The 13,724-nt window shown below is 39.1% G+C and carries 9 protein-coding genes; 8 read left to right on the forward strand and 1 reads right to left on the reverse strand.

Going from position 1 to position 13,724, the window contains the following annotated elements; all coding sequences use genetic code 11:
- Positions 1 to 41: 41 nt before the first annotated feature.
- Positions 42 to 1,442 carry an aryl-sulfate sulfotransferase gene (locus tag AC1DDK_RS13495; protein WP_288881155.1) on the forward strand — a complete coding sequence of 467 codons (1,401 nt, stop codon included), beginning with the start codon at positions 42 to 44 and terminating at the stop codon, positions 1,440 to 1,442.
- Between the two features lie 10 nt (positions 1,443 to 1,452).
- Here the strand turns inward: AC1DDK_RS13495 and AC1DDK_RS13500 are convergent, their stop codons facing one another.
- On the reverse strand, positions 1,453 to 2,745 hold the full coding sequence (locus AC1DDK_RS13500) for a DEAD/DEAH box helicase (protein WP_288881158.1): 1,293 nt from the start codon (positions 2,743 to 2,745) through the stop codon (positions 1,453 to 1,455).
- 227 nt (positions 2,746 to 2,972) lie between these two features.
- Here AC1DDK_RS13500 and AC1DDK_RS13505 point away from each other — a divergent pair, with 227 nt between their 5' ends.
- The 7 genes from AC1DDK_RS13505 to AC1DDK_RS13535 all read left to right on the forward strand — a co-directional run bounded on the left by AC1DDK_RS13505 (position 2,973) and on the right by AC1DDK_RS13535 (position 13,714).
- Positions 2,973 to 6,116 (forward strand): SusC/RagA family TonB-linked outer membrane protein, encoded by a 3,144-nt coding sequence (locus AC1DDK_RS13505; protein ID WP_337716377.1) that lies wholly within the window; start codon positions 2,973 to 2,975, stop codon positions 6,114 to 6,116.
- Positions 6,117 to 6,144: 28 nt separating this feature from the next.
- Positions 6,145 to 7,635, forward strand: coding sequence for a SusD/RagB family nutrient-binding outer membrane lipoprotein (locus tag AC1DDK_RS13510; RefSeq protein ID WP_337716376.1), 1,491 nt, complete (start codon positions 6,145 to 6,147; stop codon positions 7,633 to 7,635).
- A gap of 75 nt (positions 7,636 to 7,710) precedes the next feature.
- The gene (locus AC1DDK_RS13515) at positions 7,711 to 10,140 is read left to right on the forward strand and encodes a phosphocholine-specific phospholipase C (RefSeq protein WP_337716374.1); all 2,430 of its coding nucleotides are present in this window, start codon (positions 7,711 to 7,713) and stop codon (positions 10,138 to 10,140) included.
- A gap of 380 nt (positions 10,141 to 10,520) precedes the next feature.
- Positions 10,521 to 10,934, forward strand: coding sequence for a hypothetical protein (locus tag AC1DDK_RS13520; RefSeq protein ID WP_288881166.1), 414 nt, complete (start codon positions 10,521 to 10,523; stop codon positions 10,932 to 10,934).
- Positions 10,935 to 10,937: 3 nt separating this feature from the next.
- Positions 10,938 to 11,489 carry an RNA polymerase sigma factor gene (locus AC1DDK_RS13525; RefSeq protein ID WP_172659466.1) on the forward strand — a complete coding sequence of 184 codons (552 nt, stop codon included), beginning with the start codon at positions 10,938 to 10,940 and terminating at the stop codon, positions 11,487 to 11,489.
- Complete coding sequence (locus AC1DDK_RS13530; RefSeq protein WP_288881169.1) at positions 11,486 to 12,715, forward strand: hypothetical protein; 1,230 nt, start codon at positions 11,486 to 11,488, stop codon at positions 12,713 to 12,715. The genes AC1DDK_RS13525 and AC1DDK_RS13530 overlap by 4 nt, the downstream gene beginning before the upstream one ends.
- A 48-nt stretch (positions 12,716 to 12,763) precedes the next feature.
- A complete protein-coding gene (locus tag AC1DDK_RS13535; RefSeq protein ID WP_288881172.1) occupies positions 12,764 to 13,714 on the forward strand; it encodes a hypothetical protein in 951 nt (316 codons plus the stop codon).
- The last annotated feature ends 10 nt before the right edge of the window (positions 13,715 to 13,724 follow it).

Raw genomic sequence — 13,724 nt, forward strand, 5'->3', positions numbered from 1 at the left:
ATTTTCATATTACCTTGTACTACAGCTAAAAAACTATTCATATGCAATTCATAAAGAGACTGATTCCCCTATTCTTTTTATTTCTGTTAAGTGCCTGCGCTAACCAGTGCGAGCAACAAATTATAGAGATAAAACTCAGCGCTCCAGATAGGAATAGCTTAAAGGTACATGCCGATGTAGAACTCAAAACCTCTTTAGATGTTTCAATTGAATATTGGCCAAAGGGAAAAGAAAAGCAAATAACAAGAACTCCCGTTTCGGTCAACAAAAAGCATCACCGCATCGTGATGACCAACTTAAATCCCAAACAAGAATATCGGTATCGTGTAATTACACAGACCAGTAAATGCGAAGCCAAAAGCAAAACCTACGACTTTAAAACCACGGACTTCCCAATGTGGATACAGGACTTCTTTAAAGTTTACGCACCAGATCCTAAGGTAATACCTACCTCTTTCAAACAAGGTTATATGCTTATCTACAGAAGAGAAATACCCGGCATCATTTTCATTATAGATGCTAAAGGCGCAATAAAATGGTATCACCAGGTAGATGGAACAGGTTTTAAAACCACCCACTTTACCCAAAACAAAACCCTGCTTTCCATTCTTGGTAATGATGAGTACCCAACCAGTTATGGCAATGAAATACTGGAGATATCTTTAAATGGCGATACCCTGCTTCATCTTAAAAAAGGTGAAAAGGATTTTAAGCAAACCATACATCACGAAATTATATTAAACAAGCAAAATCAGGTAGTTACCTTGTGTGTAGAACAAAAGATAATGGACCTTAGTAAATATGGCGGCAGCAAACAAGACACCGTTAAGAGCGATGGTATTTTAGTACTAGACAGGAAAGGCAAGAAAGTATGGAGCTGGAAAGTATTTGACGAGCTTGATCCGTTAAAGGACAAAAATTTAATGAGGGATAAGAAAGACTGGATGCATGCAAACAGCTTAAACTTTGATAAGGATGGCAATTACATTATTTCCTTTTATAACAACGGACAAATCTGGAAAATAGACGCCAAAACAGGTAAAGTGATCTGGAAGTTCGGTAAAGATGGCGACTTTAAAATGCCCGAAGGAAGCACCTTTGACCAAGGTCATTCCGTTCACATGAACAATCAGGGTAACCTGATGCTGTTCGACAATGGCACCAGTAAAAAACTATCCAGAACACTGATATTTAAGCTAAATGAAAGCGATAAAACATCACAACTGGTTACCGAAACAAAGCTTCCGCAGGAAATCTATAACGACCGCATGGGAAGCTCTTACCTGATAGCTGATACTACAATTTTACAATGTACCTCAAAAAGGCATACTGTAGTACTTACCAACTTTAAAGGTACTTTCCTTTGGATGCTCAAAAGTAGTATTATGCCTTATCGCGCAGAGTTTATACCTAAAGAAAAGTTAGCACCCTATATAGAATAACACGGTATAATTAACCGTGTTTCTTTTTCATTGTCATTTTAGCTTTCTGCCCTATTCCATAGTTATAATCTTTCGTGTTGCTTTCTTTTTTATCATGAAAAGCACCACCACCTTTTGGAGCGTCAACAGTTTCTTTTACTGTTTTAATTTTAGTAGAGGCTTTAGCGACTTTATCAATCACCAAATCTTCAGGCAAATCCATAACCGGAATTTTTGCACCTAACGACTGCTCAATCTTCCTTAAATCTACCAGTTCCATATCAGTAGCAAAAGTAATGGCCACAATCTCTTCCGAGTCTGATTTTACAACCCTGCTTAAAAACAATTCCTTTTGTTCAGGAACCTCAAAGTGGAATAAAAATGGAATACCCGATAAGTCTACATTTGCAGATCCCTCATTGGCTATAACTAAAACCCTTGCTTCAGGGGTATCTTTAAAATCTTCTATATGATCAAAACCCTCTTCATCAAAAAACAAAGGCTTCAATACAGAAACCTCACCTGGTTTGGCCGAGTGTAAAGTTTTACCAAGTTTCTGCGCTGTTAATCTCGAATTCACAAAAATCACAACCTTATCAAACACCTCATCATCACGCAACAACAGGTTCAGTAAGTTCACCTTGGTTTTAAAATTAGGCACCTGATATAGCAAAAGCTCGTGCGTTATTGCCTTACTATCTCCAAGATCTTCAACCTCTAAAGTAGTAGGGAAATTCATAAACTGATCAATCATCAGGTTCAGTTTATCATGAACAACAGTAGTAAAAATTAAATGCTGAACTTTACCGGCACTTCTTGCCAATTCACAAACCGGTAACTGCATACCTTGCTTTACAATCACTTCAGCATCATCAACTATCAGCATTTGTAACCTGTTTAAGTTAAGGCCAAGTTTTAAATATACCGCGCGTGCTCTGGTAGGTGTAGCAACCACAATATCAATACCGTCAAGCAGTTCCTGAATCACCTCATCCATGCCCCCTGTACCGTACAAGCCGATAATACGCAGATTGCGGTTTTTGCTTAAAAGTCTGAACTCTTCAATTACTGCAAGCACACGTTCCTGATCCGGAACCAGAATTAATACTTTAGGAGCCTCATCAGTACTGTATTTTAAACGCATTAAAACGCCAAGCACGTAGGTTGTGGTTTTACCACAGCCTTCAGGTCCAACAGCAATAATATCTTGCCCGCCAATTATCCTGGACATAGTTTTTGCCTGAATTTCTTTAGCAGATATATATCCGGCATCATTCATTGCTGTTACCAGCGACTTGCTTAGTTTTAATTTATCTAACGACACAGTTTCCTAATATTAAATTATAATGGCACAAATTTACGGAAATAAAACAACATCGTTATTCATAGAAAACAGAAACCTAATACATAGTTAACAATTAGTTTAATCTATAACCTTTAAGTTATAGGCACGGTCTTTCCACCACCTCAAAATCACAAAACCATAATCCCATTTTCATATTGATTTTACAGCACTCATCTAGCTTTGCGCTGTAAAAATCAAACTCAAACATGAAAAGAAAACTACTTTTATTTAGTGTTATATGCCTCTTCTTCGCTCAGGCAGCCATAGCACAAAATCTCATTAAAGGAGTCGTAAAAGACACCAAGGGCGTGGGCATACCAGGCGTTAGTGTAAGTGTAGCAAATTCAAAAAAAGCAACAGTTACAGATTTCGAGGGTAAATACAGCATTCCGGCAGCTGCCGATGCCACACTTACGTTTACTTACCTTGGCTATATTTCTCAAAACGCAGATGTAGCAGGTAAAACTCAGCTCGACATTACCCTCCAGGAAGATTCTAAAACACTTGGCGAGGTAGTAGTAACTGCAATTGGTATTAAGCAACAAAAGAAAAAAATTGGTTATGCAACGCAGGAAGTAAAATTAGATGTGTTGTCAGAATCAAAAACAATGAACATCGGTAATGCCCTATCCGGACAAGTTGCTGGTTTAACGGTAAACAACCCTACTGGGATGTTCCAGGCACCAGGCTTCTCTTTAAGAGGTAAAAATCCACTTATTGTTATAAATGGCGTTCCTGTTGAAACGGACTTTTTCGATGTTTCCGGTGATAATATTGCCAATATAAACGTACTAAAAGGTACTACTGCATCTGCTTTATATGGTTCCAGAGGTAAAAATGGCGCAATCTTAATCACTACAAAAAATGCTGAAAAAGACGGATTGGAGATCAACATCAACACCAACAATATGGTTACTGCAGGCTTCACTGTATTTCCTGAAACGCAAACCGAATACGGAAACGGATCTAACGGCAAGTACGAATTCTGGGATGGTGAAGATGGAGGTATCTCTGATGGTGATATGATCTGGGGGCCTAAATTTCAGCCAGGGGTTAAAATTGCACAATGGAACAGCCCTATCAGAAACAAGCAAACCGGAGAAACCATACAATGGTACGGAAATGTTAAAGGAACTATTTATGATGATAAATCTAAATACGAAAGAGTACCTACCGATTGGGTTAGACACGACAACCTAAACGATTTTCTTAGACCCGGTATAGTAACCAATAACGATTTCTCGGTAGCCTATAAAGGTGCCAAAGCACAATTTTATGCCTCAGGTAAATATTCATTTCAAAGAGGTCAGGTGCCAAATACCTCACTTACAACAGGTGGTATGAACTTTAACTCTTCATTTAACCTTACCAGTAATCTTCAATTAGACGCTACCCTATCTTACAACAAAGTTAGCTCTCCAAACTACCCACGTTACGGATACGGACCTAAAAACCATATGTACACCATTTTGATATGGATGGGCGACGACGTAAATGGCAAAGACCTTAGAGACCATATGTATGTTCCAGGCATGGAAGGATACAGACAGGCAAACTATAACTACGCCTGGTACAACAACCCATACTTTGCTTCAGAAGAACTTACACAGGCAACAGACAGAAATGTATTAAATGCACAAGCAAAACTTAGATGGCAGGTAACGCCTGAGTTAAGCTTGCAGGCAAGAGCTTCGGGACGTGAAAACAAATCGTTCGACAACATGAAAAGCCCTAAATCGTACATGAACTACGGCGATTCAAGAAATGGGGATTACAAAATGTGGAACAATTCACAAATGAATGTCGATCTGGATTTCCTTGCCTCATACAATAAAGAGATCTCTAAAGATCTAAACTTTACTTTAAACGCGGGTGCATCCACTTTCAATAGAGACATACAGCAAGAATATGCATCTAGTGACGGTCTAATTGTGCCTTTTGTTTATAGCTTAAACAACACCCAGGGCCCGGTACAGGCAACAAATTACCTGGAGCAGAAATCTATCCGAAGTGTATACGGATCGGCAAATTTCGATTTGTTTAATGCGGTGTACTTAAACATAACCGGCAGAAACGACTGGTCATCAACCCTTGCAAAAGAAAACAGATCATACTTCTATCCATCTGCATCTTTAAGTACTATGGTTTCAGATTATATTAAAATGCCTAAAGCCTTAGACTACCTTAAACTTTACACCTCATGGGCCAAAGTATCAAACGATCTTGCTCCATATAGCATCAGCTCCACCTATACAAAAGATGTAACCTACGGATCAACACCATCTGTTACCTACCCTAACGGGATCATCAACCCTAACATCAATCCAGAAAAATCTACATCGTACGAAGTTGGTTTATCAACCTCACTGGTAAAAAAAGTGGGCTTAGAATTTACCTATTACAATGTAATTGATGAAAACCAGATCATAGATTTAAGCACATCAGAGGCATCTGGCTTTAAAACACGTAAGGTAAACGGCAACAAATACAAAACTCAGGGTCTGGAAATAATGGCCAATTATAGTGCTGTAAAAAGCCAGAACTTTAGCTGGGATATTGCCGCAAACTGGAGCACTTCTGTAAAGAAATTAACAGAAATCTATAACAACCAGGCTAAGTTTGGCGATCTGAAATTAAACGAAAGAGCAGATAGCTTCTACGGAACAGTATGGCAAAAAAGCGCCACAGGCGAGGTAATTCTTGATCCAAATACTGGTTTGCCTACCAGAGATAACTTCAACGTAAACCTTGGCCATAGCGATCCGAGCTGGCGATTAGGCTTGCAAAACAAGTTCATGATAAAAGGTTTTGATGTAAACATCGATATCGATGGTGCATGGGGTGGCGTTATGCGCTCAGTAACTATCGAAAAAATGTGGTGGGGTGGTAAACATCCTAGCTCTGTTGAATTCAGAGACGCAGAATACGCAGCCGGAAAAGCAATTTACATTCCAGAAGGTGTAGTAATTACCGGTGGCGAGCTTAAAAGAGATGTAAACGGAAACGTACTTTCAGATACACGTACCTATAAGAAAAACACAACTGCTGTAAACTGGCAAACATGGAGTCAGATCTATCCATACCAGGCAAGAGTTACCGAAGAAGAGAACAAGAAATTTGCTAACGTTTTTGATCGCTCATTCTTCAAATTAAGAAGAATATCGGTAGGCTACGACCTTGCAAAGGTTATAAAAATGGGCAGTTTAAAATCAGTTCACGTATCTGCCTACAGCTACAACCCTTTGATGTGGAAGAAAATGCCATTACTAGATCCTGATTACGGTAATGACGATAACCTGCAAGACCCATCTGCAAGATTTATCGGCTTCTCATTAAGCGTAAAACTTTAACAGCTATCACATTTAAAACAAAAGAATAATGAAAAAATTAATATATAGTTTACTAGCCGGGGTACTCCTTATGTCGTCATGCAAGGACCAGGATTTAATGAACATAGACCCGAACAAACCTACCCAAACCCACCCGCAGCTTTTGCTTACCAAAATTGAGTGGGATACCTTCCGCGCATACAGCGGTACTTCGCCTTTGTATGCAACCCGTATGCTTGTACAAACAGATGGCGAAAGTGAAGGCCAGTATTTTAAATGGGGAAGAGGCGACTTTTCGCCCTACTCCTCTCTTAGAAATGTGACTAAAATGATAGAAGAAGCCGGCCGTATTAACGACAACTCTTACATCGCCTTAGCCAAATTTTTTAGAGCCTATTACTTTTACAACCTGACCCTTACTTTTGGCGATATCCCTTACAATCAAGCCCTGAAAGGAGAAGATCAGGCAGGTTATATGCCGCCTGTTTACGACAGTCAGAAAACCGTGTTTCAAGGTATTCTTAAAGAGCTTGATGAGGCAAACAACATGCTTAAAGGCTTAAACGTAATCATTGCTGGCGACATCATTTACAAAGGCGATGCAGCTAAATGGCGCAGGCTGGTTAACTCTTTCAGATTAAAAGTATTGATGACTTTATCAAAAAAAGAAAGCGACAACGACCTGAAAGTTAAAGAAACCTTTGCTCAGATTGTACAAAGCGAGCCTATTTTAGGCAATACTGAAGCCGATGGTGATGGGCAGCTGATCTTTCTAGATCAGGAAGGGAACCGCTATCCGGAGTTCAACTCAAGCGGATTCGGATCTGGTATGTTCATGGCATCTACTTTTATAGAGCATCTTCAAAACAGAAAAGACCCGCGTTTATTCTTGTATTGTACGCAAACAAAAATTGGCAAAGAGGCGGGTAAACCAATTAATGATTTTACCTCATACGAAGGTGGCGACCCTGCTGCTCCATATGCAGAAACCAGCATTAAAGCCGCAGCAGGTAAGGTATCTAAAGTGAATGACCGCTTTCCAAGCAACCCTACAAATGAGCCATTAGTACTAATGGGCTACTCAGAACAGGAATTTATTATTGCTGAAGGAATTGTAAGAAACTGGATTTCGGGCGATGCCAACCAACATTATAAAAACGGTGTAAAGGCATCCTTTAAATTCTATCAAACCTATGTTAAAGGCTATGAGGCTTATTTAACAGAAGAAAAAGCAAACGATTACCTGGCATTGCCAGTAAACAACTTTGCCTTGAGCACTACAACTGCCCAGAAAATGGAGCAGATAATTACTCAAAAGTATTTAAGAACGTTTTTCCAATCGGGATGGAGCGCATTTTATGACAACCTTAGAACAGGATATCCCGAATTCCGTCGCCCTGCTGGTGTTACCGTTCCTTACCGTTGGATTTATCCTCAATCGGAATACGACAACAACAGAGACAATGTTTCAAAAGCAATTGAAACTCAGTTTGGTGCAGGAAACGATAAAATTAACCAACAAGTTTGGTGGGTAAAATAAGCTCATATTCTTTATAATTTATTCGAAGGATTGATTAGTTTAGGCTAACCAATCCTTTTATTATAACACACTTAAATGGAAACCAGAAGAGACTTTATCAAAAAAGCATCCCTATTAACCGGTGCGCTAGGCATAGCTGGCATCTTACCGCCATCAATACAAAGAGCTATGGCAATAGACCCTAAAGTGGGCAGTACCTTTTTAGATGCAGAACATGTGGTATTTTTGATGCAGGAGAACAGGTCTTTTGACCACGCATTTGGCACGCTTAAAGGCGTAAGGGGCTTTAACGATCCTAGAGCTATTGCCCTACCTAATCAATACCCTGTATGGTTGCAAAGCAATAAAAAAGGTCAAACCTATGCCCCATTCCGGTTAAACATTAAAGATACAAAAGCAACCTGGATGAGCGCGCTTCCACACTCATGGGAAAATCAGGTAGATGCCCGAAATAACGGAAAATACGATGGATGGCTGGAAGCCAAAAGATCAGGCAATAAGGAATATGCTGATATGCCATTAACCATGGGATATTACAATCGCGAGGACATCCCCTTCTACTATTCCCTGGCCGATGCATTTACAGTTTGCGACCATAATTTCTGTTCTATATTAACAGGAACCAGTCCTAACCGCTGTTTCTTCTGGACCGGCAAAATCCGTGAAGAACAAAATGCAACCTCAACAGCACACCACTCTAACGGGTATATAGACGGTTCTGAAAACGTTTCATGGAGTACATTCCCGGAGCGTTTGTCTAAGCACAATGTAGACTGGAAAATATACCAAAACGAGCTAAGTGTAGGCGTTGGTCTGGAAAATGAAGAAGACGACTGGCTGGCTAATTTTACAGATAATGATATGGAGTTTTTTAAACAATATCATGTAAAAAGACATCCTGAGCATCTGGTTTACCTGCGCAAAGCAAAAACCGAACTAGAAGCCAAGCTAAAAGAGAAACCAGACGATAAACTAAAAAAGAAGCTTGATTTTGTAACAAAGGAAATTGAGTTTTTAGAAGTAAACACTCTTGATAAATTAACTCCGGAGCAACAAGACTTACATAAAAGAGCATTTGTAACTAATAGAAATGATCCAGACTTCCATAATCTTGAAACCATCACTTACGATGATAAAGGGACGCAAAGAACCGCACAAATCCCTAAAGGAGATGTACTGCATCAATTCCGCAAAGATGTTGACGGTGGCAAATTACCCACTGTTTCCTGGCTAGTTGCGCCAAGTAACTTCTCGGATCATCCCGGAGCACCTTGGTATGGCGCCTGGTATCTTTCAGAAGCCATAGACATTTTAACTAAGAACCCGGAAGTATGGAAAAAGACCATCTTTATCCTTACTTACGATGAAAATGATGGATACTTTGATCACCTGCCTCCTTTTGTATCTCCGGATCCAAAAAATCCAGAAACAGGAGCAGTTTCAAAATCATTAGACAACAGCTCTGAATACCTTTACATAGGAGAAAACAGTAAGAGAGAAAGTTCTTTAGGTTTAGGCTTTAGAGTACCAATGGTAGTGGTTTCGCCATGGTCAAGAGGTGGTTATGTAAACTCACAGGTTTTTGACCACACTTCTTCTATCCAATTTTTGGAGCAGTTTTTAAGTCATAAAACTGGTCAGAAGATTTACGAAGACAACATCAGCTCGTGGAGAAGAAGTCTATGCGGCGATTTAACTTCCGTATTTAGACCATACAACGGCGAAAATATTCCATTGCCAAAAGCAGTTGAAAGGTTACCTTTTCTCGAAAGCATTCACAAAGCGAAATTCGCCAAACTACCTAATAACTTCAAAAACCTGGATCAACTGGCCATTGCAGGCATTATTAAAAACCCTAAAGGCAACCCTAACTTACCTAAACAGGAACCCGGTATTAAACCTGCAAACGCAATTCCATATGAGCTTTATGCCCATGGTGCGTTAGATACAGCAAACAACCAGTTTAAAATTGGCTTTACTGCAGGGAATAAATTCTTTGGCGACAAGGCAAAAGGCACCGGTTTTATAGTATATGCTACCGATAACAACTGGAACTTTACTGTTGATGCAGGTGATACTATAGACTATAACTGGCCATTACACAATGGCGTTTACGATTTAAAAGTATACAGTGTAAACGGTTTTTACCGCAGGTATAAAGGCAGTGCAAACGACCCTAAAATTGCTGTTTCTTTAATGTACCAAAGTGAAAAAGATGGCAGCAGGGTTAATGGAAATGTATTGTTACACGTTAAACGTATAACCAGTGGTGAGCAAGTTAGCTTAACTGTAAAAGACAACAGCTACAAAAAAGCACCTGTTAAGGCCGTTTTAAAGAAAAACCAAGAGGAAATTTTTATCCCTCTTGATCTGAAATCAAGCCATAGCTGGTATGATTTTACTGTAACTTCGGAAAAACATGTGGGTTATAGTCAGCAATTTGCCGGGCATGCAGAACATTCGAAAGAAAGCTTTACCGATCCGCTAATGGGCCATTTGGTTTAAGAACGCGCCATCACCCGTTTCCCGCTCGATTTACTCCCCTGCGTCATCTCGACGACAATAGCTCTAGGATGACGCAAGAGTAATGATGCAGGGATGATAATACACGGGAAGTACGACTATTTTACTTGAAATACTTGAGAAACACTTGGGTTGGAAGATGGTTGAAAGATCGTTGGAAGATGGTTGCAATATGTATGAGGATATTTCAACCATCCCTTAAGCATTGTTTAAACATCTCTATAACATATTTAAGTTCAAGTGTTTCTCAAGTCTTTCTTCGGTATTTCTCAATTGTTTCTGATAGAAATCTAAAAAAATATCTGTAGCCCTGTAGCGTTTCTCATCGCCTCTGCGTAATAGTAAGATATAAACCAACTATTATGGCCATCAAACAAATACTACCATTTGCATTAAGCTTATGCTTATTTATGAGTTGTAAAAAAAATAATGACAAAGTAGTTTTTAACGACACATATACAGGAAAGTTTATTGAAGGGCCGGTCAATCAGCTTGTATCTGTTAACACAGAAGTTAAGTTTAGCGGCGATAGGTATGCAGCTACAAATGGTACTGGTATATTTACAGTTGAGAATTCTTCAAAGGTTAAATTTTCCATGGATTATGTATCATCAATGGATTATGTTGGCAACAAAGTTTTGCACGGCGATTATAGCTATGTGATTAAAGGCGACAGTTTGATCTTAGATAAGATATTTCCTTCTACAGAACACCACAACACCTTGACAAGCACTATTAGTTACAAAAATCAATATAGATTAAAGCGAATGAAATAATAAATGTCCATCAAACATAACGCCTCAGATGCTGAGTTAATTAAGGAGTGTAAAAAGGGCGACCTAAAACACCAGGAAATGTTGTATAAGCGCTTTTACGCCTATGCAATGGGCGTTGCCATGCGCTACCTTATTAATAAAGATGATGCTTTGGTGGTGGTAAATGACGCTTTTATTAAAGCATTTAACGCACTCCATACTTTTAAAGATGATTTAGAATTTAAGCCTTGGTTTAGAAAAATATTGGTTAATACTGCTCTCGATAGTAAAAGAAAGAACTTAAAATACATTCATGATAGTGAAATTCCGGAGGTATTTCAGCAAACCATGTATCCATCTGCCATTGAAAAACTCTCGGCAGCTGATATTTTGAACTTAATGAAACAACTTCCGGAAATACATCATGTAGTTTTTAACCTGTATGAAATTGATGGTTATTCGCATAAAGAGATTGGCCTGATGCTAAATATACCCGAAAGCTCATCTAGAACTTACCTTACCCGGGCTAAACAGGCATTGCAAAAATTAATACAAAGTGACCTTATAAAGATATGAACACGTTAGACGATAAATTCAGCAATCATATTAAGGCAGTTTTCGAAGAATTTGATACTGAAGGGGCAGATTATGGCTGGGCAGAACTTAGAAAAGATTTCCCTTCAAAAAGCAGTCATAAGCCGCTGTACCTTTGGTTATCTGGCATCGCTGCGTCTTTACTGCTAGCTGGGGTTTTCTTATTTAACACTAATAATAATGATTCTTTCAAGAATGTTAGTCAGCAAAATAATACCGCAAAAGCAACGCCTATAGCGCCTCAAAAAACCGACAGTAATTTAGATAAAGCCACTAATAAAGAGATCAATACTTTTGACAAAAAAATTGTATCTGCAAAAATCGTTAAAGGAATTGCGCCAGCCAACTTAGAGGAAAAACAATTAATACCTGTTAGTATTACTGATACAATCATAAACAGCAATGAGCCCGGCAGAGATAGCGCCAATCTGCTTGCAAATGTTGTTGCCGTTAAACCCGATAGTGTAAAGACCACTAAACCTACAATACTTGAGTTCTTACAAAAAGAGAATGAAAAAGAAAATAAACCTGTATTGGCGTCGGCTGGTAAAAAAGCCAGAGAAGATAAAAAAAATGCATTGTTTGATGTTTATACAGCTACATTTTTAAATTATTACGCAGATAATCCGGTAAAAGTAAATGCAGGTGCGGGTTTCAATGCCAACATTCGGATCAATAAGAACGTTTACCTTTCTATGGGTGCCGGCATTAGTGAAACCAATATTACTTATCAGAGCTCCGTGCCCTCATCATTATCTAACTTGTCCAGCAGTGCAGCAGATGCTGCCCTTATAAACGGTTATGTAGTTGGGGCAAATGGCACTAAATTAGACGCACGATTTCTTAATATAGACATTCCTGTAGCTGTTAAATTTTATCCCGGAAAAAGCGGCAAGTACTATCTTTCTACAGGCGTAAATTCAAGCACCTACCTCAATCAAAAATATTCCAGTTCCATAAGTGGCTTTAACCCTTATTCAAATAGTTATTCAGACTTTAAAGGAAAAACTGAAGAAAGCAATTTTAAGGGATTTGACTTTGCCAATAGTGCCATTTTTGCAATAGGGATTAATCAGTCGCTTGGAAAAAGCAGCACGTTAACTTTTGAGCCTTTCTTTAAACCCTCGCTGCGCGGTTATGGCGACAAAAACATCAAAATAAACACCGCTGGTCTGAACCTGAAATTAAGTTTGGGTGGCAAGAAATAGTTGTTAAATTTGATAGTAGATTTACCATCTATCTTAAATTACATCTATATGAAAAAGACCTCTCCAATCCTGATCTTGCTATTACTGGTTTGTTGTGTTAATGCCAATGCACAATTCGGCAAATTAAAAGATGCGTTAAACAACGCCGCAGGTAGCATCCTTAATAACAAACAACTTAAGCTACTTCAAAGTGACCCTATAACCACCAACTTTGACGATTGCAACAAGACCGAAACAATGCCTGTAGACTTTGGCGCTGACTCGGTTAAAAAGAAACTTTGTGATTTAACCTCAAGCTATACATCGGCACAGGGCTTTACTTTAAAACCGGGTTTTTATACCGGAACTTTTAAAAGTTTTTGCTTAAAAGCAGGTACCCACGGGCCGGGTAATGGCGACGGCTACTTGTATGCACCTTTGGCAGGCCCAAAAGAAACGATTGCCAGAACGCTTATCGCGAATTGGGAGCAGCATCCAGAGATTGAACAAAGCAAAGTACAATTGCTTTTATGGGCAATAATTGCAAAAACTAACTTCAGTAAACTCTCGCCTGATCTTCAGCTTGTAGCCGCTAAATTGCTTAACAAAAATGATTTGTCGGCCTTAAGCAGCAGCATAATGGATTATTTATCAAGCGAAGCGATGTTAAAGATAACTGCCAACCTACCTGAGCCTGCCAAGACCATTGTAGAAATTGAGAACAAAATGAGAGGTCTGTTATATCAGGCCAATTCATCGTACGATCAAATTGAACAATTGGCAATGCTTAGTGGCAGTGCTGCTCCAAATACAGATTTCCCAAGGGGGATATGGGGTTTGCATCCTGATGGTTATTACATTAAATACCTGCCTCATTCTTATAGCAGAACGGAAGTGGTTATTTATGTACCTAAAACAATTGCAACAGTAAATTATCTGCCTGTTGGTATGGTTGCCGTGCCTGCAAGCAGGGGTTGTCAGCGTTTAGGGCAATCTAATTTATTAGCCTGCGAGAATTAACATCGTACAC

The sequence above is a fragment of the Pedobacter sp. 05T44 genome (genome assembly GCF_056395985.1).